Below are 23,650 nucleotides of genomic sequence, written 5' to 3' on the forward strand. Positions count from 1 at the left end.
AGAACAAAAGGTGAAATTAACGGCGGTAATCACTGGCAGATTCGTTCTGCTGAATTTGGGTCACTGATAAGCATGTAACGAATTTTTAAATGCAAAATATTCTCTTTTTCCTGTTCACAAGTAACCAAAAATCCTGTTTTTTATGACAAATTTCGAAATTAATTCTTTAAATCCGTTTGCCAAATCCCAATTAATCGCTACAATTAAGCATAGACGCCATTATTATGGTAAAATAAACAAAGAGAACAATTGTTCTGGTATTGGTAAAATGCATATTTTTTTAATATTCTTTTGACAAAAAAGAGGAATACTTAAGGAATTCATTGACACTATACATAAAAACCGTCAATGTTGTTTGCAAGAAATGAAAGGGGTATGTTCGTGGCAAGAAATCAGCAAGCTTTTGATTATAATGATGATGCCATTCAGGTACTGGAAGGCCTTGAAGCGGTCCGTAAAAGACCTGGTATGTATATTGGCAGCACAGATACCCGGGGTCTTCATCACCTCGTCTATGAAATCGTTGATAACTCCGTTGACGAAGCACTTGGCGGATACGGTAATCACATCATCGTCAAAATCCATAAAGATAATTCAATCAGCGTCCAGGACAAGGGGCGTGGTATGCCTACAGGAATGCATAAGCTTGGAAAGCCGACTCCTGAAGTCATCCTTACTGTTCTTCATGCAGGCGGGAAGTTTGGACAGGGCGGTTATAAAACTAGCGGAGGACTGCATGGTGTCGGCGCCTCAGTCGTAAACGCTCTATCTGAATGGCTTGTTGTCACCATCAAACGCGATGGCTTTGTTTATGAGCAGCGTTTCGAGAACGGCGGAAAACCGGTGACAACTCTTGAGAAAATCGGCAAGACCAATCAGACAGGGACAACGATCCATTTCAAGCCAGACGCTGAAATCTTCTCTACATTGACATATAACTATGACACACTGTCTGAAAGGCTCCGCGAATCGGCCTTTTTGTTAAAAGGTTTGAAAATAGAGCTGATCGATGACCGCAATAATGAGAAAGATGTCTTCCACTTTGAAACAGGCATCGAGGCATTTGTGGAATATTTGAACGAGGAAAAAGATGTCCTGAATCCGGTGGTCAGCTTTGAAGGCGAATACAGCAAAATAGAAGTTGAGTTTGCCTTCCAGTTCAACGATGGTTACTCAGAAAACGTTCTGTCCTTCGTCAACAATGTCAGGACGAAAGATGGAGGAACACATGAAGCAGGCGCAAAGACTGCGATGACCCGGGTATTCAATGAGTACGCCCGTAAGGTTGGTCTGCTCAAGGAAAAGGATAAGAACCTGGATGGAGCGGATATTCGCGAAGGACTTGCAGGAATTGTTTCTGTCCGAATCCCGGAGGAATTGCTTCAGTTCGAGGGTCAGACAAAGGGTAAGCTTGGGACAAGTGAAGCCAGGTCAGCGGTCGATTCGGTCGTTTCTGAACATTTGTCTTATTTCCTTGAGGAAAATCCGGATGTCAGTACGTTGCTGATCAGAAAATCGATCAAGGCTTATCAGGCCCGGGAAGCTGCCCGTAGAGCACGTGAGGATGCACGCAGCGGGAAAAAGAGAAAGAAATCGGATGCGATGCTATCAGGCAAATTGACTCCGGCTCAATCGAAGAATCCGGCGAAAAATGAACTGTACCTTGTCGAGGGGGATTCTGCCGGCGGTTCAGCCAAGCAGGGCCGGGATAGGAAGTTCCAGGCCGTCCTGCCACTGCGAGGAAAAGTCATCAACACCGAAAAAGCAAAGCTCCAGGACATTTTCAAAAACGAGGAAATCAATACGATCATCCACGCGATCGGTGCGGGTGTAGGGTCCGATTTCAATGTGGAAGATATCAACTACGACAAGATTGTCATCATGACAGATGCCGATACCGATGGAGCCCATATCCAGGTGCTGCTGCTGACTTTCTTTTACCGGTACATGAAGCCGCTCATTGAAGCAGGCAAGGTCTTTATAGCCCTTCCGCCGCTTTATAAAGTCAGCAAAGGTACTGGCAAAAAGGAAATCATTGAATATGCCTGGAGTGATGAAGAACTGCAAGGGGCCATCAAGAAGGTCGGCAAGGGTTACATCATCCAGCGTTACAAAGGTCTAGGCGAGATGAATGCTGATCAGCTTTGGGAAACAACAATGGATCCTGAAACAAGGACATTGATTCGCGTCAGGATTGACGATGCTGCAAGAGCGGAGCGAAGAGTCACGACACTTATGGGTGACAAAGTAGAGCCCCGCAGGAAGTGGATTGAATCGAATGTTGCTTTCGGCCTCGAGGAAGACAGCAATATTCTGGAAAATGAAAACATCTCAGTTGCTGAGGAGGTTGAAGGCGAATGAGTTCAGTAGAAAAATTTCGTGACCTCCCTTTAGAAGACGTTTTAGGCGACCGATTCGGCCGCTATAGTAAATATATTATCCAGGAACGTGCCCTGCCGGATGCCCGCGACGGGCTGAAGCCTGTTCAGCGCAGGATTCTGTATGCCATGCATGTTGAAGGCAACACAAGTGAAAAGGGCTTCCGTAAATCAGCTAAGACAGTCGGAAACGTCATTGGTAACTACCATCCGCACGGTGACTCTTCTGTCTATGAAGCAATGGTCCGTATGAGCCAGGATTGGAAAGTGCGGAATTACCTTGTTGACATGCACGGTAATAACGGAAGCATCGATGGTGACCCTCCAGCGGCGATGCGTTATACAGAAGCAAGATTATCAGCGATTGCTGGCGAGCTTTTAAGGGATATCGAAAAGAGGACAGTCGAGTTCATCCCGAACTTTGATGACACGTCCAGTGAGCCTACCGTACTTCCTGCTATGTTCCCTAACCTGCTTGTGAATGGCTCGACAGGAATCTCAGCTGGATATGCCACAGATATTCCGCCACATAATTTAGCGGAAGTGATTGATGGGGTCATCATGAGGATGGACAACCCTGCCTGCACGGTCGAAGATCTGATGAAAGTGATCAAAGGACCGGACTTCCCGACGGGCGGAATCATCCAGGGTGTCGAAGGCATTGCCAAAGCTTACAAGACTGGCAAGGGTAAAATCATTGTCCGCGGCAAAGCGGAAATCGAGGATATCCGCGGCGGCAAACAGCAGATCGTCATCACGGAAGTTCCTTATGAAATTAATAAGGCCAACCTCGTCAAGAGAATTGATGAATTCCGTTTGGACAGGAAAGTTGAAGGGATTTCAGAAGTTCGTGATGAAACTGACCGCACGGGCCTTCGTGTTGTGATCGAACTGAAGAAGGAAGCCGATGCAAACGGTGTTTTGCACTATCTTTACAAGAACAGCGATTTGCAAATCACCTATAACTTCAATATGGTTGCCATCAATAAGAAACGTCCAGTATTGATGGGGCTTGCTGAACTTCTTGATGCCTACATCGGCCATCAGAAGGATGTCGTTACAAAAAGATCACAGTATGACCTTCAAAAAGCCCGTGACCGACAGCATATCGTCGAAGGCTTAATGAAGGCATTGTCCATCCTGGATCAGGTGATTGCGACAATCCGTGCTTCAAAAGATAAACGAAATGCAAAAGATAATCTGATCCAGAAGTTCGAATTCACTGAAGTCCAGGCCGAAGCGATTGTTTCCCTCCAGCTTTATCGCTTGACGAATACTGATATTACTGCGCTCCAGGCCGAAGCAGAGGAGCTGGCCAAGAAGGTCGAAGAACTAACCGCCATTCTTGGAAGCGAGAAAAAGCTTTTTTCAGTCATCAAGAAGGAACTGAAGGATGTCAAGAAGCGCTTCTCAGATGATCGCCGGACGAAAATCGAGGAAGAAATTGAGGAAATCAAAATCAACCTTGAGGTGCTGATTGCGAGTGAAGATGTGATTGTCACGGTAACGAAGGATGGTTATGTAAAACGGACGAGCCAACGATCCTTTGGAGCCTCCAATGGACAGGATTTCGCCATGAAGGATACCGACAGGCTGTTATCCCAGTTGAATATGAACACCAAGGATGTCCTGCTGTTGTTCACCAACAAAGGAAGCTATCTCCATTTACCAGTCCATGAACTCCCTGACATCCGCTGGAAAGACCTTGGTCAGCATGTGGCCAATATCGTCCCGCTTGATAGAGATGAAGAAATCATCAAAGCGGTACCAGTTACCGATTTCGAACAAAAACTGTTCTTTGTGTTTGTAACGAAGAATGGTATGGTGAAAAAATCCGAATTGAGCCTCTATAAAGCTCAGCGCTATTCGAAGCCATTAACCGCCATCAATGTCAAAGGTGATGATCGAGTTGTCGATGTCCATTTAACAAATGGAGAAAAGGATTTATTCCTTGTCTCTCACTTTGGCTACGGTTTATGGTTCAGCGAAGAAGACGTCAGTACTATCGGGATCCGGGCAGCCGGAGTTAAGGGAATGAACCTGAAGGATGGAGACTTTGTTATTGGCGGCAAAGTCATCGATGCCAACGAAAATCCATCCATTGTCATTGCAACCCAGCGTGGTGCGGTCAAGAAAATGAAACTTTCCGAATTCGAGAAAACATCACGTGCAAAACGTGGAGTCGTGATGCTGCGTGAATTGAAGGCGAATCCACATCGTATTATTGGTGTTGAAGCAGTGCGTAGTGGAGATGAAATCTTTTTCCTAACCGAGAAACAGCAAATCGTTTCGTTGAAAGCAGCAGATCTGAGGAATAGTGATCGCTATACAAACGGATCATTCATAATTGATGAAAGCGAAACTGGTAAGCTTGTAATCGCCTGGAAAAGTGAAACCAATCAGGCAACAGAATAATTATCAGAAAAAAACACAGCAATTTAGCTGTGTTTTTTGTTTTTTATTTCTATCTTCAGGGTATATGCTAAAAGGACTTCCCAGTTATCTCAGATAAAAGGGATACTGGAAACTATGTACCATTGTAATGCGGGCGTCCATTTGGTACATTAAAAGCTATATCATAATAACTTATTACCAAGGAGCAAAGGAGTTTTTTATGGAGGTTCTCAACAACATCATATCGGAATTAAACAACTATATGTGGAGCTATATCTTAATTGCAGTCCTGGTTGTATTAGGTACATATTTCACTTTTAGAACAAGATTTGTTCAGTTTAAATACTTTCCTGAGATGATAAGGGTACTAATGGACCCGGCAACTGTCTCTTCTGAAGGAAAAAGGGGCCGGTCTTCGTTCCAGGCGTTCACGGTCAGTCTTGCTTCCAGGGTAGGTACAGGTAATCTTGCAGGAGTGGCGACAGCAATTTCCGCAGGTGGACCTGGTGCCGTTTTCTGGATGTGGCTAATTGCGTTCGTAGGCGCAGCCTCCAGCTTCATTGAGAGCACCCTTGCGCAAATTTATAAGGTGAAAGACAAGGATGAATACCGCGGCGGTCCGGCTTACTATATGGAACGCGGGTTGAATAAAAGGTGGCTGGGTATACTCTTTGCCGTCATCATTGTCTTCACATTCGGATTGGTTTTCAGCTCTGTTCAATCCAACACCATTTCTCTGGCATTTGACGAGGCATTTGGATTTGATCGTTTTTGGATGGGAATCATCCTTTCAGTTATGACAGCTGTTGTCATATTTGGCGGGATCAAAAGAATAGCGTTTGTATCACAGATCATTGTGCCAATCATGGCAGTCCTGTATTTAATTCTTGCATTGTTCATTGTGATCACGAATTTCAGTGAATTACCAGCCATGATCTCACTGATTGTCAAAAACGCGTTCGGACTTCAGGAAGTGATGGGCGGCGGTATGGGAGCGGCAGTCATGATGGGAATCAAGAGAGGTCTGTTTTCAAACGAAGCCGGAATGGGAAGTGCGCCAAACGCAGCTGCTACTGCTGCCGTGACTCATCCTGTAAAACAAGGATTAATCCAAACACTTGGCGTATTTACAGATACAATTTTGATTTGTACAGCAACAGCGTTCATTATCATTATGTCTGGAGAATACACGAATGCTGATTTAGATGGTATTCAGTTAACCCAGGCAGCCCTGACAACCCATGTAGGTTCGTGGGCACCAGCGTTCATTGGTGGAGCCATCTTCCTATTTGCATTCACTTCAATTATCGGGAATTACTATTATGGTGAAACGAATATTGAGTTCATCAAAGATAGCAAGACGACATTATTGGTCTATCGACTTGCTGTCATCGCAATGGTCCTGTTTGGTTCAGTCGTCGATCTGGCGATTGTATGGAATCTGGCGGATTTATTCATGGGAATCATGGCGCTAATTAACCTGGTGGCCATTACCTTGCTCGCCAAGATCGCTATGGCAGCACTAAAGGATTACAGGGAACAGCGGAAACAAGGGAAGGACCCTGTTTTCTATGCTGATTCGATTGAAGGTCTTACCGGTATAGAATCATGGGATTATCGAGAGAAAGCTCAAATTAAGGAATAATTACTTTAAACCCTCTGAAGAATCAGGGGGTTTTTTTATGTATCTTTTTTCCAGTTTTAGAGATATTAACTATATCGGAGGGATGCACAATGAAAAAGGAACTATTGATCACGTTCACCGCATTCTTTTTTATGTCATTGACTGCCTTGACTGGCGCCTATGCAGGGGATTCCAATGAGAAGACGGTGACAGTATCAGAAGAAAAAGTTGATATCACAGGTGATGGAAAGAAGGATGTAATTTATGTAAAAGGTGTGCCATTCGAAGAAGGTACACAGTTCCTTAAAGAAATCTATTTAAAAATAAAAGCGTCAGATGGGAAAACATATAAGATCGAGCTTGAGGGGGGATACGACCCGTCTACCAAATATAAAGACCTTAATCATGATTCTGTAAAAGATATCTTTATCAGCGTTCCCACTGGCGGAAGCGGGGGGTTGTTGAATTTTTATTTATATACATTAAAAGACTTTAAGGTTGTCAATCTGACTGTGCCGGAACCCTTGACGGTGAGCAGTCAATTCGAAGAAGCTTATAAAGCTACTGTTCGAATTGAGCAAACAGGGCAGTCCTATACTTTTGACTTAAGCGATAGGAAAGCGGATTATGACAGGCTTGGTCTTTATCATAACGGAAAATTGAATGAACCTACTGAATTGATGGTGCTTCCATTTGGAACTTTAAAGCCCGTGAAAGTCAATGATCAACAATATGGGTTAATTGGGAGTCAGCGAATAAATGGAGCATACAATGCTGATGGAATTGCAAATCTGGAATCAACGTGGTTATATGAAAATGGTAAATGGAAACTCTTGAAAGCAGATGTAATCAATCTTTTTTCCCGTTAAATAGGCGAATGTCACGAATCAAATCTGTATGGCATATGCTATTGGAAAAGGATTCTTTTTTCAGGAAGGAGCCTTCTGCCATGAGCAAATTCAATCCAGAGAAATTGACGGTAAGTTATATTCCGCCGGCAACAGCTTACATGCCAATTGACAGCAGAAAATATACTTTGACGCACTCGGACCTTAGCGGAGAGTTGTTTTTAGCTATAGGGAATGTCTATGATTATCAAGCCATTAACTATAAAATGCGCGATGAAGTATTGGCTGACTGGCTAACCATCAACGGTGAATATATCCTGTTCGCAAACGTATATGTCAGCAACGGGGAATATGATCTTAACATGTCACGCATCAGGTATATGATATTCAAACGGGAGTTGGATTTAGCATTGACAGCAATGATTTATGGAGATAGGAGCTTTTTCACCTATCATCCATGGCTGCTGGACGCACCAATTTATGTGAAATTTTCGTCCAGTTTCCCGGAGTTCAATGAAATCGTTTATTATGGAACACCAAGATACTATTTAAATAAAGTTAATACGACGAGAATGACAGAAACACAGGTTTAGACCTGTGTTTTTTTGGTTGTTCATTATTGAAGGGAAAAGAAGGCTAATTTCAACATAACTATATTATGTAAACTAATTAAATAAGAAACCTAATTCCGTGTAGCTATGAGGATGTTAAGAGCAACTGGGAATAACCTTGTTCAAGGTTTTCACTAAATTTTAATAAAATCAAGAAAAAGATTAATGCCGAGAATCATTAAGATATAGAATTAATAAACAACTACGTATACAATATGAACAAAATATAAAGAATTAAATCATTGTGAAAAATGACATGATCTAAAATGTGAGTGCGACAAAAACTCGATAAAAATTTTGAAACAAAAAGATAAGTTATTATTTAAGTCATAATACAAAAACCTTTGAAATTTTTAACTCCGTCTCACTGATTTAAGTATACTTAGATATTGAGATGTGATTATGGATTTTATATATAACTTCCGAGAATTTATGTTATGTAAACTAGATAAAATATTTTTTGTTAACAATCAATAACACTTCTCCTCTCACCCTTCTTAAAGTAATCAGGATAAATTAATCCAAACTGGCATTTATCCCGACTATACTGCTCACTATTCCTCGACTTTATGTGCTATAAATTCACTTTTACCATTCACACTCGTATATTGAGATCTTCCCAGATAAAGCGGAATACATAATTTCTTGAAATTCGGCAATCCATTTTCAAGAAACTGATTTTGATCTTTGTAAAATTGTACGATATTCGCAACGAACAAATCATGGTCGCCATAGCTATTACGGTCAATGACTTCGCATTCATATGCTATGTATGCATCACTCAGGATTGGTGAATTTGTTAAGGATCCATGTTCAAATCGGATATTCATTGTCTCGAATTTATCTATGTTGGATCCGGAATATACACCTGCTTGCTGAATGAGCGCTGCGTTTTCAAATGGGACAAAGTTAATGGCGAATTTACCTGCCTCTTTTACCAATTGATACGTATGACGTTCACGTCCGATTGCTACGCCATAAATTGGCGGTTCATAGGATATATAAGTATGCCAGCCGGCTGCCATTATATTCTTTACGCCCTTATGACTAACCGTTACAAGTGCCACCATCCCTGGATAACTATGCATCACAGTTTGATTGATTCTTTGAATCATGAGCTAACTTCCTCCCTGTCTGGATTTAAGAGAACCCACTGCCAGATTTTAATCCTATTATAACAAAAAACTGAAATTTCGTATTGCGAAGTATATTCAAAATCTTTAAAATTAAACAGAATGACTAAACAGGATTAAGGGAGACTTCTTATGAACCGTAAAATATTTCTTTATGTAAAAGCATTTTCGGATCTCGGTACTTTTATGGATTTAATTGCAATCAATGTTTTAATGTATATCGCTACGGGAAGTCCCGCATGGCTTGCTGCGACAATGGCATTCCGCACCTTAGGCGGGGTGTTATCGAGCTTATTTTCGGGTGTCCTTGCAGATCGTTTTGACCGCAGGAAAATCATGATATGGACCGATATTTTTCGGGCGGTCATCATCCTTAGCTTAATTCCCTTCCCTAATCCGGTTATGATCCTGATTGTATGCTTCCTGATCGGGTTAACAAGCAGCTTTTTTGCAGTAAGCTACAGTGCTGAAATTCCGCAAATTTTCGGCCAGGATAAAGTCCTTGAAACGAACGCGCTGATTTCAAGACTGACATCGATCAGTCTCGTTTTTGGATTCATTGGCGCTGGAGTGATTACCGATTTTCTTGGATACCAGGTTACCTTGATCATCGACGCAGCCACCTATCTGTTATCAGCAGCCGTACTGATCAAAATCAAATGGCAAACCACCTCGCCAGTCGTTACAGAGCATATAGCGTCTGGAGTGGGAGAAAAACTTTCTCAGATCGGCAAAGATTTAAAAGAAGTATATTCTTTCATTCTATCTGTACCGATGTTGTTATACGTAAACATCATTTTTCTCATCGGGTCTTTCGCTGGTGCCTCACATAACCTGGGAATCCCTTTGTTGGCTGACGCTATAGATTCTGGCAAACAAAGCTTAATATACGGATTGATCTGGGGCGTTTGGGGAATAGGCTCTGTATTGGCCACCCTGCTCTTGCCTAGGGTGAATTTTATCAAGGGAAATCACCTGTATCGTACCTATTTTGTTTCAGCAATCTTGATGTCAGCTGGCTTCATAACGTTTCTCTCGAATATAAATATTTGGATCGTCCTGATGTTTGCTTTCTTAACGGGAATCTTTGATGCATGCTTCACCACCCTGCATGCTACCATCCTTCAGAAAACAGATAATTATATTAGAGGGAGAATATTTGGAGTTGGCATGCTATTAAAGTCACTGGGATTTGCGCTGGGATTTGTGGTTGCACCTATCCTGCTGGAGGCTCTTTCGTTGGCAAAAATGGTCTGGGTCTTCCATGGAACATTGATCACCTCTAGCATTCTGGTGATCCTCGTATCAAATGCCAGCATGAGGAAGTATAAAGAAGTAAAACAAAGCTTATGATCCCACACGAAAAACTCCCTTTTCTGCAAGGGAGTTTTTTAATTTATTCTTTAGTTGTCTTACTTCCCATGAAAACAAAGGTGAAATCTTCGATGAAAGCTGGAATGTCAGCCTCCATGCCGATCCAGTCCAGGTCTTCTTCCGGTTCAGGCTCTGGTTTAGGCCTGAAGTCCGCCATGCTTTTCCCTTTGGCGCGGCCGAACAGCTCAACGGTTACTCTTCTCGGCAGATATTTGACGAGGTTTCTATTCACTAGGGCACTTAAAGTGATCACATCATGCAACGGCGCTCCCTGGATGCCAGGTACATTCTCTTTGTATGCTTCAAAGTAATAATCATATACAGGCTTGATCAGATCTTTGAAAGGAGAATGGCTATTTTCTGCAAGGTAATCGATTACAGCCGGGGGGATAATCGCTTGATTGGTGATGTTCAATGGGTGCAGGAATACATTTCTTGCCTTCTCCAGCACCTGGTTGGCAGCAATAGGGTCTGCATAAAAATTAGCTTCGGCTTCTGCTGTAACATTTCCAGGTACAAGGAATGCACCTCCCATGATATAAAAAGCGTTAACTGTTTTGAAGGCATCCTCTCCATAGAGAATAAATGGGATAGCCAGTTCCGTTTGCCTTCCGACACCAACAATCACCAGATTATCAGGGTACTCATTCACAATATCGAGAATTTTATCAATATCGAATACCTTAACTTCTCCCATATCCTCTGGCGGCCTTATTGGGCCAAGACCTTCTGGCCCATGGATTTCCGGATAAAAGGTTGCCAGTTCACCGGATAAGGGGCCTGAAGCACCAGCGATGATCGGTATTTCCTCTCTTCCTCCCAGCTGCAGCAAATAGGCAGTATTATTGATTGCCTGTTTTTTTGTTATATTTCCATACCCAGTTACGACACCGACAACATTCAGCTGCGGATGAAGCAAAGCGTACATCAAGGCCAGCGAATCATCCACCCCGGAATCCGTAAACAAAAGGATATTGTACATGGCTCCCCTCCCTCTTTTTCTTTGACATTGTTTTATTATATTCTAACCATTCATCGTTTCATTCTCTTTTTGAATTAAGCCTGTATTTCATAAGGAACTGGAGTTTTGTTCTTTATTGAGAAGGTATGCTGAATGTACTGTTTTTACATGCTTCTATTGCCTATTGAGAAGCAAAATCGTACAATCCATCTCGTGTGATTTTTTTGAGAGGGGAAAAATAGATTGAAATTTCATGGAAATGAGAAGTGGAGCATTTATAACGGACTTGCTTCCACCGCAGCTGCCAATATGGTCAACGGTTATATTCCTTTATTCGCCATTAGTGTTCTTGGAGCCACAAACCAGCAAATAGGGCTGATTGTCTCCCTTCCTTCAATTATAGGAATGCTTGCATTGATTCCAGGGGCAATTTGGCTGAATAAAGTGCAAAGTAAAAAGAATTTTGCGGTCATTTCAACATTCGTTGCCCGCCTGCTATTCAGCTTGATTCTTTTCGTTCCATTTCTCGGTAGTCCGTATGCAGCATGGGCGCTGGTGATTCTAATCGCTTTGCTTAACTTCCCTGGTGCCTTATCAGGTCTTTCATGGCAATCCATGATCGGTGACCTGGTGCCCGAAAAGCGGAGAGGAGAATTTTTCAGCTCACGAAATAGATATAACACGATTGCCGCAATGGCTGTAACTTTTGGTACAGGAGTGTTTCTGCAACAGTTTGATAAAGGTCATGCTTTTCCATACCAGGTACTGTTTATTGCTGCCTTTCTGTTTGCGGCAGCAGAGGTTTATTTTCTTATAAAACACAAGGAACCTGAAAAAAGAAAAAATGAAGAGATTGTAGAAGAAAAAAGAAAGAAGTTTTCACTTCACCTCTTTAAACATAAACCGTTTTTAGCATTCGTTGTATCCGCTTTGCTGTTCAATTTTACTGCACAGATGGCATGGTCGCTATTCAGTATCTATCAAATTAAAGAGGCAAACGCGACGGCTTTATGGTTAAGCCTGTTTTCTGTCACGAACCAGCTTGCACAAATCATCAGTATAAAATGGTGGGCGAATGCAGCAGACCGGCGGGGAAACAGCTTTGTATTATTCATCGCCGCAGCCGGTATGGCAACAGCACCTGCTTTAACCATACTTTCTGCTAATCTTGTCTATTTAACATTGATCAATCTATGGATCGGCTTGTTCGTCTCAGGAACCAACCTGTTATTGTTCAACCAGCTCCTTAAGGCATCACCAGAAAAAGGCCGCACGAATTATATTGCCAATTATAACTTCCTGCTTTCAATCGTCGGATTTATTGCCCCACAGTTGGGTGTCATGCTTCTTAATGGCCTGGGCATGGCTGCTGCTATGAATCTTATCTCTCTATTCAGGATGGCTGCAGCGTTCTCCTTCTTGTTTGTTGCTTTAAAATTGGAACGAAGAGTCATGGCGGAAACTATATAACCGTATTTCTTTTAAAAAGCAGAAACAGAGGATTGAACTGGTTCTGCTTTTTCTTACTATAGATTTTTAGTTTATCGCTGGTACTGGCAAAAAATTGTCTGACGTCCTTCCTGTTCATTTTCCTCGAAATAGAGAACTCTCCAGTCACCGAATTCTTTCAGCAATTCATTCGATTCCAATTTGTATCGATTCGAAACACTCTGGTTTCCTGAAGATCCATTTTGAAAAAAGGTTTCAATGAACAAATATCCATCTGCTTTGATCAATTCCTTCATCAGTGGAAACAATGAACGATCGAGATAGTAGGTCATCACGGCCAGATCATATTTCACGTCTGTAAAAACAGATGCTTCCTTCGTGAGATCAGCAGTTTTAACAGTAATATTCAGCTTTTTGTCGGCTGCCTGCTCTTGAACATAATCAACAGCCACATCCGAAATATCAATCGCTGTCACTTCATAACCCATTTCTGCAAGAAAAATACTATTGCCGCCAAGACCGCAAGCAATATCGAGCGCTTTTCCTTCGCCAAAATATCGAGACAGATTCAGTAATCTATTATTTGGTTCAGGTGATAATTTCTTAGTCAATCGATCCTTGTATTTTGAATTCCATTTTTCTTGAGAGTCCATTAAATATCCTTGCCTCCTGAAATTGGATTTAACACGAATATACCATATAAAATCTTTCTCAAAATCGTAAAATATTTTTATAATATTCAGAAAATATATTGAAAACTTTATCATTTTTGGTCATACTTTAAATGTAACAAAATATTTATAATTAACAGTTATTTTAGTAAGCGCTTTCATTTTTTATTTTTTAAAGGAGGAGATGAAATGTCATTAACTCGTAAAATCCTTTATGGTATGGGGCTCGGTATCATTGTTGGTCTTATTTTTAACTTGGCCATGCCTGGAGCGTTCGAAACCGTCAATGGTTATGTGTTTGTACCGCTTGGAAAGATTTTTGTCAATTTGATTAAGATGCTTGTTGTTCCGATTGTCATCGTATCACTGATATTGGGGACAGCTGGAATCAGTGATCCAAAAAAGCTTGGCAGAATCGGCGGCAAAACGATTGCATTCTTTTTGATCACTACCGGTATTGCTTTGGTTTTGGCGATTGGAATGGCTCTTCTCGTCCAACCTGGTTCAGGCAGCTTCCAATTGGACGGCGCAAACTTTGAAGCAGCCGAAGCTCCTCCGGTGATTGAAACATTGTTAAATATTATTCCAGCCAATCCCCTGGGTGCCATGGTCGAGGGCTCTATGCTGCAGGTGATTGCATTCTCGATCATCATTGGTTTTGGAATAGCAAGAGTCGGAGAAAAAGCAAAGGGATTAATCAAGCTGGTTGAACAGGCAAATGAAGTCATGATGTATCTTGTTAAGGCAGTCATGAAATTTGCCCCTTATGGAGCTTTTGGTTTGATTGCTACAGCCATTGGCAGCCAGGGATTAGAGGCCATCGCAGCCATGGGCAAATACATGTTTGTCGTATTATTTGTACTTTTGCTTCACATGGTCATTACCTACGGATCAGCAGTATCTGTGCTTGGTAAACTGAATCCTATCAAATTCATTAAAGAGTTCTCCCCTGCCATGGTAGTTGCCTTCAGCACTTCTAGCAGTGCTGCTACCCTGCCGATATCAATGAAAACTTTGCAAAATAACCTGAAAGTCTCTAAAAGTGTCAGCGGGTTTGTACAGCCGCTGGGAGCGACCATCAATATGGATGGAACGGCGATCATGCAAGGGGTTGCGACCATCTTTATCGCCCAGGTATATGGGGCGGAACTAGGACTGGGTCAATTATTGACTGTCATCTTGACTGCGACGCTTGCAAGTATCGGAACAGCCGGTGTCCCCGGAGTTGGATTGATCATGCTGTCAATGGTGCTAACATCAGTAGGCCTGCCGGTTGAAGCCATTGCGTTAGTGCTTGGGGTTGACCGTCTCCTTGATATGTGCCGGACAGCAGTGAACATAACTGGAGATGCTGCATGCGCTGTCTATGTCGCCCGCTCTGAAGGTGAAACATTTGGAGAGGTGGAAATAGAAGAAAACGTAACAGCATAATTGCACCTTCCCTGTAGGATATCAGCAGCTGCCCTTTCAAAGGGCGGCTTTTTTTTTGTCATTTATCATTCCTAATCCGATTTCTGCAGCCAATCATTTTACAATCTATTTTTAAGGGTAGATTATAATGGTGATGCTCATTTGCATAGGAATATATTTTTTAGGAGGTCGAAAATGAAAGTATTAGTTGTAGGGGCAAACGGACAGATTGGGAAACAGCTTGTCGAGCTGCTTCTTGAAAGCAGCGAGCACGATGTCAAAGCAATGCTGCGAAAACCTGAACAAGCAAAAGATTTTGAGGAAAAAGGTGCTGAAACGGTGATTGCGAGCCTTGAAGGTTCGGTTGAAGAAATTGCTTCAGCAGCAAAGGGCTGTGATGCGGTTGTGTTCGCGGCAGGATCAGGAGGACATACAGGGCAGGATAAAACACTTTTAGTTGATCTGGATGGTGCAGTTAAAACAGTTGAAGCTGCAGAACAGGCTGGAATCGACAGGTTCATCATGGTCAGTGCCCTGCAAGCCCACAATCGCGAAAACTGGTCTGATGCCATCAAACCTTATTATGTTGCAAAACACTATGCAGACCAGGCTTTGCTGCAAAGCAGTTTGAATTATACCATCATTAGGCCAGGGGGATTGCTGAATGAAGCTGGAACCGGCAAAGTAAAAGTTGCCGAAAACCTGGACAGAGGCTCGATCCCAAGAAATGATGTAGCAAGGACCATCCTGTCATCCTTGAATGAAGAGAAAACATTCAGGAAATCCTTCGATGTAGTATCCGGTGATAAACCTGTGGAAGAAGCACTAAAGACCCTATAAACAGAATATGAAAAAGAGTTTACCAGCCTGGTAAACTCTTTTTTGTGGGTTATATTCTTTTCTCCTTACAAGTTCATTGTTACAATATCCCCTGCCCTGAGAGATCTTTTGGTCTAAAGGTCACTTACTTTCATCCATCTGAAACGTCATACTGGGCAGCTGGATATCATTTTCTATGAAAATGGCGGCAATATTATGCCTTAATTTACTTTCGATTTGCTCTTTGATTTCAAAATTAACTACTGGTATTTCAATCAGGAATTCCATGGCCTTATTATTGAAATCAACAAAACGGATATCAGAAGGTGTTTGATCAAGAATTCCCTTTTCATTCAACTTGATTTCCGCTACCGCCTCTTCGAGAAGAGCCTGCACTTTCTTGGTATCTGCCCCATAAGCCACACTAACGTTAACCTCAGCCATCATCGATGCACTTGTCCGGTTTTTGATGATTTGTTCGATAAAGTACTGATTGGGCACAATCAATGTCCCTTCCTTGGCAGTGCGGATGACGGTTGATCTTAAGCGTATATTTTCGACACGCCCCACTTTATCATTGATTTGGATAATTTCCCCCACTTCAATTGGTCTTTCAAATAAAATGATAATGCCTGATATAAAGTTGCCAGCCACGTTCCTCATCCCAAAGCCAATTCCGATACCGAGAACACCGAATACTGCACCAAGGGCCGTCAGATTGATTCCGACGCTTGTCAGGCTTATTGCAATTGCGGCAAACATGACAATATAATAGATGATTTGATTAAAGGTAAATCCTATCCCCTTGTCCACTCCGTAGTGATCGTAGACGGTTGACAAAATATACTTATTGAATAGCTTAATTAATCTGTGCGCAAGTGACACAATCATGAAGGCTATTACAATCATCAGGATTGTCACTTCAACTTCACGGTTAGAGTATATGGTATAAAAAAGCCATTCGGTTTTAGGGATGGTCAGCAATAACAAAATGATGATGCCATAAAAGGTGATCCAATCTGCAATAGAATCAATGATAGGCAAAGCTTTCTGAAATAGCTGTGATTTTTTTGCCGCAGAAAACTTTGCCAGCTTTTTGATTCCCCAATTAAATAGGATGATGATCACCAGCATTATGGCCAGTCTGATGATCTCTTCACGTGAGATGTCCTTGATGAAAGTATCTACCATGTATACCACCTGTCATTTCAATATATCTGTCTATTCCTGAAAATCAAAGGGATTAAACTTCCCGGATTAAAAGTGCTCACGAACAGTATTCACAAAATAGGCTCCCTTCCCTTTTGGAATGTGGCAGCCAATTTACGCAAAAACACCCCATTCCATAGGAATGGGGTGTTCATATTAATCCAATTCAACATTATGATAAACTTGCTGGACATCCTCTAAATCTTCCAGAGCATCTACAAGCTTCTCGAACTGGGCTAGTGAGTCCGGATCAAGGGCTACTTCGTTTTGTGGAAGCATTGTCAATTCAGCAACAGTAAAGTCCGTTACACCGGCATTCCTGAAAGCTTCCTGGATCGCATGGAATTGTTCAGGCTCACCATAGATAATGACTGATTCTTCTTCCTCAAGGATATCACGTGCATCCACATCAGCTTCCATTAAAATTTCCAGAGCTTCATCGGCTGACTTTCCTTCAAAGCCGATTACCGCTGTTTTATCGAACATGTAGGAAACCGACCCGGCCACGCCCATGTTGCCGCCGTTCTTGCCAAAAGCAGCCCGCACATTGGATGCGGTTCTATTCACGTTGTTTGTAAGTGCATCTACAATGATCATTGAACCGTTTGGACCAAAGCCTTCATAACGGAGTTCGTCATAGCTGTCTTCTCCTCCGCCTTTGGCTTTATCAATAGCCCGGTCAATAATGACTCTTGGTACATTATATGTTTTCGCTCTCTCGAGGACGAATTTCAGAGCCTGGTTAGATTCCGGATTTGGCTCCCCCTGCCTGGCTGCAACATAAATTTCCAGGGCGAATTTAGAATAAACCCTACTGGTATTTGCATCCTTGGATGCTTTCTTTTCTTTGATGTTGTTCCATTTACGACCCATATATTCCACTCTCTTTCAAGTTATATCAGTTAACTGCAAGCTGAAGATACTAAAATATAAGCCATGCAGCTTTTCTCAAATAATATTATACCTTAAAAAGGCAATTTGTTAATAGAAAACAATCGCCGGCTAAGAGGTGGATTTTAGTGACTGAACTAAGAATCCACCTTAGGAGAGAGCCAGGCTAGTCTGTACTGCATAAATACTGTATGCATACTTTAATATCTTAATGAGTGATCTCGATACGACGCTAACCTTCCAATAAGTGTTCTGCAATTAATGAATAAGAATTCAGACGGTCCTGTGGAGAATATGTAATGGTTATGATCATAATTTCATCTGTTTTCGTTTGTTTCTGTAATTCAAGCAGTCTTGCCTTTACATCAGCAGGATCTCCGATGATCATCTTTTGTCTCATTATTCTTAGCTCTTCTTCCTTTTCGCTGGATGAGAGAATAAACTCTTTTGCTTCATCAATGGACGGCACGCCACTTAGTCCCCCTCCGTTTTTCCTCTGGAGGCTCCAGCAGAGTGAACTTAGAGCGATTTCTTCCGCTTTTTCAGTTGTCTCTGCGCATACGGCCGAAACAGCCAGGATCGTTTTCGGTGCTTCTATGCTCCCTGGCTGAAAAGAATCTTTATAGAGATTGAATATTTCCATGGCATCCTTGTCGCTCATGAACATCCCGAATGCGTATGCCAGGCCATGCTCTGCAGCCAGCAGTGCGCTTTTCTTGCTTGTCCCTAGAAGCCACGGTTCGGGAGGGATTTCTGGAAGTGGCGAAGCCTTGATTTTAGCGTTTTCACTTTCCTCAGGATAATCATCATGGATAAAATGAAGTAAATCCTTCAGCGTTTCAGGCATCTTCCATACATTCTGGAGGAAATGTCCAGATAATGCATTTGTCACTTCCGCGGAGGCGCCTGGTGCACGGCCTATCCCTATATCGATCCGGTCCGGGAATAGGGTTGCCAGCATATTATAAGTTTCCGCTACTTTATATGGTCTATAATGAGGCAGCAGGACAGCACCGGAACCAATACGGATCCTGCTTGTCCTCGCACCTATATATGGGAGCATCACTTCAGGAGCTGGACAGGCCAATCCAGGCAGGTCATGATGCTCAGCGATCCAGTAGCGAGTATATCCTGATCGCTCTGCTGTCTGTGCCAGCAAGACAGATTGCTCCAATGCCTCTCTTGCTGTCTGGTTATTGGAAACCGGTGCCTGATCAAGAATGCTTAATTTCATCGTTTAGTTTTTCACCTCCATCAATGCTAACTTGAATTGGCCCACCTGTCCGCTTTCATACAGGTTTGTAACAGAAGTAGAGTATTCCACGATTCTTCCGAGAAAGTCTGGGTAACCGGAAATCCTCACCTGAAATTCGCCTTTATACAATAATGTAGTGACATCATGGTAGATTTCGGTAGTCACAGGGAATTCAACTGAGACAAAACGAAAACCATCTTCAATGAACGATTCAAATTTACTGAGTACTATTGGATAGCCATCTAAAACGATTTCTTTAACCAAATACAACACTTCTAACTCATCAAACATCACTAAGATTAAAAGATGAAGCCTGACCAAAATGGGCAGGCTATTAGACGCTTTTATAGTTTAGCAAGGAAGTCGTGCATTGCTTTCACCAGATCATTTGGTTGTTCATACATGCTCATATGTCCGCTGTTTTTGATAATGTATTTGTGGATATTTGGTTTATCAACCGTAAATGTTTTCTCTGGTGGAACGATTTGATCGAGTTCACCAGCAATCAATAGCACCGGAAGTTCAGTCTCTTCCAGTACATAATTCCGATCCGGTCTGTTTTTCATCGCAGCCAGTGCACTGACAAGTCCCTTCACAGAAGTCTTAAGGCCGATTTTGACTGTCTCCGCAATTTCATCCATATTCAACTCAAGGTTATCAGGCGAAAAGAGCTTTTTGGATAGTCCATCGATAAATGAACCAGGACCCTCCTCCTGTATTTTTTCGGAATTCGCATCCCTGCCTTTTTTAGCTTCTTCACTGTCAGCATTTGCCGTGGAGTGGACCAATGAAAACCCATTCAAGTACTGAGGATAAAGCTCAGCAAAAGCCAGAGTAATATAACCGCCAAGTGAATGGCCAAACATTGTCACTTCCTCAAGCCTTAAATGATCTATAAGTTCCTTAATCGTTCCTGCCATATCCTCAACCGAATAATGATCCTTCGCCATGCCAGATTCTCCATGTCCATGGAGATCCACGGCAATCACGCGATTCTCTTTAGCCAGAACAGGAATGATTTTGTCCCAATACTCTTTCCCGCCGGCAAAACCATGAATAAGGACAATCGGTTTTCCCTTTCCTTCGTCATAAAAACTAATTTCTGTGTCTGCTGCCTTTATTTTTTGTGTATTCATTGCATTCGCTCCAATCTTTTATACTAATTAGTTTATTCCCTGAAACCCAGTTACTAATCTCTTGCTTAGATAATTTAGGATTTAGCCTGATATTACCACAGCTCTTATGACGCTTTCTCTGTTACAATTTTGAAGTTGACTAAACTCAGGAGGATTCCTAAATGAGAAAACGTTTCCTGCCCATATTGATTATCATGCTAACCTTCATAGGGGGCTTTTTATCAGGCTCATTATTTGCCAATAAACCACATAACAATGAGAAAGTCTCCAGTACGCCTGCCTCATTGTCTGCCAAATCATCCATTTTGAAAAAAGTACCTGAGAAAAGACAGGACTCAAAGGTATTGATCGGATATGTACAGGACTTCCGTAATCCTGCGGAAATCGATTACAAAAGTCTGACCCATGTCATATTTTCGTTTGCGCATCCAACTGCTGATGGCAGGATTCTATTGAATGGAGACCAGGCAATCAAAAATCTGAGGGCAATCGTGGACAATGCCAGGAAGCACGAGACAAAAGTCATTTTGGCAATCGGTGGCTGGTACCATATCAATGGTGGAGAATCTTATGATTATTTCAAGGCGGCCATTTCAACTCCGGCTTCTAGAAAAAAACTAGTCCACGAGCTTGTTAGTATTGCAGAAAGGGAGAACCTCGATGGGATTGACATCGATTTCGAGCATCCCAGATCTGCAGATGATGCCCAATTTCTGGCTGAGTTCTCTAAAGAAATGAGTGAACAGCTGCAACCAATGGGCAAAGAACTATCGATAGCTGTAAACGCCAAGGTGCACAGTGTAACAGGGACTGAAATTCATTCTGTTGTTTTTGAGCCTGCGATGTTCGGGTATTTTGACCATGTCAATTTGATGGCATACGATGGTCAGTGGGATGGAGAGTATAACGCGGCGAATCTGTCTCCTTTCTCCTATTCAGCCAATATCGTAAACTATTGGACCTCTCTATTTGATTCACATGGATTTTCGAGGGAGAAACTTGTCCTTGGAGTCCCTCTTTATGCACAGCCAGAGGACCCTTCGGCAAAGCAAATCTCGTATGAAGCACTTCTTGATCATATCCTTGAAAATGCGGGCAAGGATCAGGTCAATATCAATGGAACCACATACCATTATAATGGCCATTCTACTTTGAAAAAGAAGACTGACCTCGCTCTTTCTGAGCAGTTAGGCGGCATGATGCTATGGGAAGCAGGGCTTGACGCGCAAGGAAATCAGAGTGCAGCCAAACTGATTGCTAATGAATTGGTGGAGCACCAAGACGCTCGTTACTTTACAAGAAAGTGAAAAAAGCCTTATACGGGCTTTTTTTGCTTTATACTGCTGGACACCGTTCCGAACCTGCTTGAATAAGGTAGCAGTAAAGAACATAACGGTGGTGCGTGCGATGAAGTTACCTTTTATTTTATCCGGTCCAATCCTCAGGAGGGTTGAACCGACATCCATTTTCATTTGGATTGCTTTGAGCCGCGATGTCAAGATGGACGCTCAATTATTTCAAATCGATGAGGATACCTATATCCCTTTGGAAATTAATACTGAGACAAAAAGGTTCAGAGCCGGCAATCAATTATATATTTACCTGATTAAGATTTCACCGAGCAAGGCTCCTTTCCCTTCCTGCACTCTCCTGGGCTATAATTTATTTTTTAAAAAAGGCCAGGTGGTCCGTGATCTGGGAAGCTATGGCCTTCTTACCAAGGAGTTTAACCAATCTATTGTATACGGGAACCTCAAGTATCCAGCATTTTATATCGATCATGAAAGCCTGCCGACAAATTTGCTTTATGGCTCCTGCCGAAAGCCCCATGGCGTTGGGGATGATGCCTTGATTGCAGCAGATTCGCTTGTGGAGCAGAAACATCTGGATCATTCACAAAGGCCCAATGGATTATTTTTTATGGGTGACCAGATTTATGCTGATGATGTTGGGGACCCTCTGTTCCCGATTCTGTCTGTGCTTGGCTCGGAATTAATCGGGCATAGTGATCACAGTAAATTGACTGATTTGATTCCTGATGTATTGTACCCGCGGCTTCCTTTGGTAAATGGACGCCAATTCCTGATTGAAAACCTGGCAAATTTTTCGACCGGAAAAGGTGATAACCATTTGATTACATTTGGAGAATATGCAGCTATGTATTTAATCAGCTGGAGCCCAGAAATTTGGGAATCCATCCAGGAAAACGATCTAATCCATTCCTTCAGGCAAATGATTGATGACAAACAGCTGCACTTGAAATTCGAGGGGGAACCGCAAAAGCGGGAAAAGGAGCTTTCCATGCTGAAAGCCAGATATGAAGAACAAATGGAACAGATAAGGGAATTCATAGTTTCTATTTCCGCAATCAGACGATTAATGGCAAACATACCAACCTATATGATCTTTGATGACCATGATTTGACGGACGATTGGAATATATCCGAAAAGTGGACAGAAACGGTCAGAAACTCACCGCTGGGCAAATATATCATTGGCAACGGATTGGCGGCTTATTGGCTGTTCCAAGGCTGGGGCAACAACCCTGAAACCTTTGACGAACCTTTCCGAAATAAAATCGAAAAATATCTCAGGTCCGGTAACGTGGAATCACTGGATTATAAAGAAGGACTGGATTTTTTATGGGACTATCATTCCTGGCATTTCATTGCTCCTACCGTTCCTAAAACCGTTTTCCTGGATACGCGTACACATCGTGAATTCGATCCAATGCCGAGAACAGTTAAGTTTGGCAGTTTGATTGAGGAGACATCCAGGACACCTTTGCTGATTTCTGAAAAAGGCTGGCAAAGCACGACCGAAAAACTTCTAAAGAGCGGCTGGAACAAGCATACTCCTTTGAATATTGTCTCACCTACCCCTGTATATGGAATGGGCCTGATCGAATCCTTCCTCCATAAATATGTATATCCATTCAAAGTATTAGGTTTTCCTGTCCAGACGTCCTTTGATTTTGATGGCTGGAAGTATAACGGGAAAGGATTCTATGCCTTCCTTTCAAGAGTCTCCAGCTGGGACCCAAGTTACGTCATATTGCTATCAGGAGACGTCCATTTCTCCTCAGCGGTAAAATCAGAAGTCGAACTAAATGATGGTAAAAAGCTTTCTTTCTATCAGTTCACAAGCAGCCCCATCAAAAATAAAAGTTTTACAGGAATGTGGGGATTTCTAAAGAAGTCGATGATGTGGCTCAATGCTCAAAAAAGAAAGGATCAATCCCTGTACCGCAGCTGCAGCACTAACTATAGCCTGAGCCTTACCAAAGATAAAACAGGTCTCCCGAAGCAAAAGCTCTGGGAAGAAACGATTAACTACTATTCATTCGATGGCGGCACCATTGCTGAAACAAAAAACTCGATCGGTTACCTACATTTTAATAACTCAGTATTTGAGAATACCTTACTGTTGGCAACGGAACCGATCGCGAATGATGAAAATGTAAAATAAAACCGATTGTCTTAGCGTC

At 42.3% G+C, this 23,650-nt stretch carries 19 protein-coding genes; 11 read left to right on the plus strand and 8 right to left on the minus strand.

Annotation, left to right across the window (positions count from 1 at the left end; translation table 11 throughout):
* The first annotated feature begins 381 nt into the window (after positions 1-381).
* The 5 genes from parE (at position 382) to ACNAZ4_RS04720 (ending at position 7,837) form a co-directional block, all read left to right on the plus strand.
* The gene (gene parE, locus ACNAZ4_RS04700; protein ID WP_415813047.1) at positions 382-2,361 is read left to right on the plus strand and encodes a DNA topoisomerase IV subunit B; all 1,980 of its coding nucleotides are present in this window, start codon (positions 382-384) and stop codon (positions 2,359-2,361) included.
* Positions 2,358-4,793, plus strand: a complete 2,436-nt coding sequence (gene parC / locus ACNAZ4_RS04705) for a DNA topoisomerase IV subunit A (protein ID WP_415813048.1) — start codon at positions 2,358-2,360, stop codon at positions 4,791-4,793. The genes parE and parC overlap by 4 nt, the downstream gene beginning before the upstream one ends.
* 199 nt (positions 4,794-4,992) lie before the next feature.
* A complete protein-coding gene (locus ACNAZ4_RS04710; protein WP_415813049.1) occupies positions 4,993-6,417 on the plus strand; it encodes an alanine/glycine:cation symporter family protein in 1,425 nt (474 codons plus the stop codon).
* Positions 6,418-6,506: 89 nt separating this feature from the next.
* The gene (locus ACNAZ4_RS04715; RefSeq protein ID WP_415813050.1) at positions 6,507-7,265 is read left to right on the plus strand and encodes a hypothetical protein; all 759 of its coding nucleotides are present in this window, start codon (positions 6,507-6,509) and stop codon (positions 7,263-7,265) included.
* Between the two features lie 80 nt (positions 7,266-7,345).
* Positions 7,346-7,837: a staygreen family protein gene (locus tag ACNAZ4_RS04720; protein WP_415813051.1), complete on the plus strand. Its 492-nt coding sequence runs from the start codon at positions 7,346-7,348 to the stop codon at positions 7,835-7,837.
* 572 nt (positions 7,838-8,409) lie between these two features.
* Here the strand turns inward: ACNAZ4_RS04720 and ACNAZ4_RS04725 are convergent.
* On the minus strand, positions 8,410-8,970 hold the full coding sequence (locus tag ACNAZ4_RS04725; RefSeq protein ID WP_415813052.1) for a flavin reductase family protein: 561 nt from the start codon (positions 8,968-8,970) through the stop codon (positions 8,410-8,412).
* A 150-nt stretch (positions 8,971-9,120) separates the two neighbouring features.
* Between ACNAZ4_RS04725 and ACNAZ4_RS04730 the strand changes: the two genes are divergently transcribed.
* On the plus strand, positions 9,121-10,341 hold the full coding sequence (locus ACNAZ4_RS04730; RefSeq protein WP_415813053.1) for an MFS transporter: 1,221 nt from the start codon (positions 9,121-9,123) through the stop codon (positions 10,339-10,341).
* Between the two features lie 43 nt (positions 10,342-10,384).
* On the opposite strand, the gene ACNAZ4_RS04735 is transcribed toward ACNAZ4_RS04730, so the two are convergent.
* Positions 10,385-11,344 (minus strand): nucleoside hydrolase, encoded by a 960-nt coding sequence (locus ACNAZ4_RS04735; RefSeq protein WP_415813054.1) that lies wholly within the window; start codon positions 11,342-11,344, stop codon positions 10,385-10,387.
* A gap of 222 nt (positions 11,345-11,566) precedes the next feature.
* Here ACNAZ4_RS04735 and ACNAZ4_RS04740 point away from each other — a divergent pair, with 222 nt between their 5' ends.
* The gene (locus tag ACNAZ4_RS04740) at positions 11,567-12,793 is read left to right on the plus strand and encodes an MFS transporter (protein ID WP_415813055.1); all 1,227 of its coding nucleotides are present in this window, start codon (positions 11,567-11,569) and stop codon (positions 12,791-12,793) included.
* A gap of 71 nt (positions 12,794-12,864) precedes the next feature.
* Here ACNAZ4_RS04740 and ACNAZ4_RS04745 read toward each other — a convergent pair whose 3' ends face one another.
* Positions 12,865-13,425 carry a class I SAM-dependent methyltransferase gene (locus ACNAZ4_RS04745; RefSeq protein ID WP_415813057.1) on the minus strand — a complete coding sequence of 187 codons (561 nt, stop codon included), beginning with the start codon at positions 13,423-13,425 and terminating at the stop codon, positions 12,865-12,867.
* A 207-nt stretch (positions 13,426-13,632) separates the two neighbouring features.
* Between ACNAZ4_RS04745 and ACNAZ4_RS04750 the strand changes: the two genes are divergently transcribed.
* Positions 13,633-14,874 carry a dicarboxylate/amino acid:cation symporter gene (locus ACNAZ4_RS04750; protein WP_415813058.1) on the plus strand — a complete coding sequence of 414 codons (1,242 nt, stop codon included), beginning with the start codon at positions 13,633-13,635 and terminating at the stop codon, positions 14,872-14,874.
* 174 nt (positions 14,875-15,048) lie between these two features.
* On the plus strand, positions 15,049-15,693 hold the full coding sequence (locus ACNAZ4_RS04755; RefSeq protein WP_415813059.1) for an SDR family oxidoreductase: 645 nt from the start codon (positions 15,049-15,051) through the stop codon (positions 15,691-15,693).
* Positions 15,694-15,813: 120 nt separating this feature from the next.
* On the opposite strand, the gene ACNAZ4_RS04760 is transcribed toward ACNAZ4_RS04755, so the two are convergent.
* The 5 genes from ACNAZ4_RS04760 to ACNAZ4_RS04780 all read right to left on the minus strand — a co-directional run bounded on the left by ACNAZ4_RS04760 (position 15,814) and on the right by ACNAZ4_RS04780 (position 20,163).
* Positions 15,814-16,863 (minus strand): mechanosensitive ion channel family protein, encoded by a 1,050-nt coding sequence (locus ACNAZ4_RS04760; protein ID WP_415813060.1) that lies wholly within the window; start codon positions 16,861-16,863, stop codon positions 15,814-15,816.
* A gap of 174 nt (positions 16,864-17,037) precedes the next feature.
* Positions 17,038-17,754, minus strand: coding sequence for a YebC/PmpR family DNA-binding transcriptional regulator (locus ACNAZ4_RS04765; protein WP_415813061.1), 717 nt, complete (start codon positions 17,752-17,754; stop codon positions 17,038-17,040).
* Between the two features lie 250 nt (positions 17,755-18,004).
* Positions 18,005-19,006: an LLM class flavin-dependent oxidoreductase gene (locus ACNAZ4_RS04770; protein WP_415813063.1), complete on the minus strand. Its 1,002-nt coding sequence runs from the start codon at positions 19,004-19,006 to the stop codon at positions 18,005-18,007.
* A 3-nt stretch (positions 19,007-19,009) separates the two neighbouring features.
* A complete protein-coding gene (locus tag ACNAZ4_RS04775; protein WP_415813064.1) occupies positions 19,010-19,291 on the minus strand; it encodes a DUF3219 family protein in 282 nt (93 codons plus the stop codon).
* 80 nt (positions 19,292-19,371) lie between these two features.
* On the minus strand, positions 19,372-20,163 hold the full coding sequence (locus tag ACNAZ4_RS04780) for an alpha/beta fold hydrolase (RefSeq protein ID WP_415813065.1): 792 nt from the start codon (positions 20,161-20,163) through the stop codon (positions 19,372-19,374).
* Positions 20,164-20,324: 161 nt separating this feature from the next.
* Here ACNAZ4_RS04780 and ACNAZ4_RS04785 point away from each other — a divergent pair, with 161 nt between their 5' ends.
* Positions 20,325-21,470: a glycoside hydrolase family 18 protein gene (locus ACNAZ4_RS04785; RefSeq protein ID WP_415813066.1), complete on the plus strand. Its 1,146-nt coding sequence runs from the start codon at positions 20,325-20,327 to the stop codon at positions 21,468-21,470.
* Between the two features lie 100 nt (positions 21,471-21,570).
* Complete coding sequence (locus ACNAZ4_RS04790; protein ID WP_415813067.1) at positions 21,571-23,631, plus strand: metallophosphoesterase family protein; 2,061 nt, start codon at positions 21,571-21,573, stop codon at positions 23,629-23,631.
* Positions 23,632-23,650 lie beyond the last annotated feature (19 nt).

The organism is Mesobacillus thioparans (assembly GCF_965138835.1).
GTDB lineage: Bacteria > Bacillota > Bacilli > Bacillales > Cytobacillaceae > Mesobacillus > Mesobacillus thioparans.

Excerpts from the sequence above, each read along its gene's own strand:
- parC (WP_415813048.1), top strand. The coding sequence starts at position 2,358 with ATGAGTTCAGTAGAAAAATTTCGTGACCTCCCTTTAGAAGACGTTTTA.
- ACNAZ4_RS04710 (WP_415813049.1), top strand. The coding sequence starts at position 4,993 with ATGGAGGTTCTCAACAACATCATATCGGAATTAAACAACTATATGTGG.
- ACNAZ4_RS04715 (WP_415813050.1), top strand. The coding sequence starts at position 6,507 with ATGAAAAAGGAACTATTGATCACGTTCACCGCATTCTTTTTTATGTCA.
- ACNAZ4_RS04720 (WP_415813051.1), top strand. The coding sequence starts at position 7,346 with ATGAGCAAATTCAATCCAGAGAAATTGACGGTAAGTTATATTCCGCCG.
- ACNAZ4_RS04725 (WP_415813052.1), bottom strand. The coding sequence starts at position 8,970 with ATGATTCAAAGAATCAATCAAACTGTGATGCATAGTTATCCAGGGATG.
- ACNAZ4_RS04730 (WP_415813053.1), top strand. The coding sequence starts at position 9,121 with ATGAACCGTAAAATATTTCTTTATGTAAAAGCATTTTCGGATCTCGGT.
- ACNAZ4_RS04735 (WP_415813054.1), bottom strand. The coding sequence starts at position 11,344 with ATGTACAATATCCTTTTGTTTACGGATTCCGGGGTGGATGATTCGCTG.
- ACNAZ4_RS04745 (WP_415813057.1), bottom strand. The coding sequence starts at position 13,425 with ATGGACTCTCAAGAAAAATGGAATTCAAAATACAAGGATCGATTGACT.
- ACNAZ4_RS04750 (WP_415813058.1), top strand. The coding sequence starts at position 13,633 with ATGTCATTAACTCGTAAAATCCTTTATGGTATGGGGCTCGGTATCATT.
- ACNAZ4_RS04755 (WP_415813059.1), top strand. The coding sequence starts at position 15,049 with ATGAAAGTATTAGTTGTAGGGGCAAACGGACAGATTGGGAAACAGCTT.
- ACNAZ4_RS04760 (WP_415813060.1), bottom strand. The coding sequence starts at position 16,863 with ATGGTAGATACTTTCATCAAGGACATCTCACGTGAAGAGATCATCAGA.
- ACNAZ4_RS04765 (WP_415813061.1), bottom strand. The coding sequence starts at position 17,754 with ATGGGTCGTAAATGGAACAACATCAAAGAAAAGAAAGCATCCAAGGAT.
- ACNAZ4_RS04770 (WP_415813063.1), bottom strand. The coding sequence starts at position 19,006 with ATGAAATTAAGCATTCTTGATCAGGCACCGGTTTCCAATAACCAGACA.
- ACNAZ4_RS04780 (WP_415813065.1), bottom strand. The coding sequence starts at position 20,163 with ATGAATACACAAAAAATAAAGGCAGCAGACACAGAAATTAGTTTTTAT.
- ACNAZ4_RS04785 (WP_415813066.1), top strand. The coding sequence starts at position 20,325 with ATGAGAAAACGTTTCCTGCCCATATTGATTATCATGCTAACCTTCATA.
- ACNAZ4_RS04790 (WP_415813067.1), top strand. The coding sequence starts at position 21,571 with ATGAAGTTACCTTTTATTTTATCCGGTCCAATCCTCAGGAGGGTTGAA.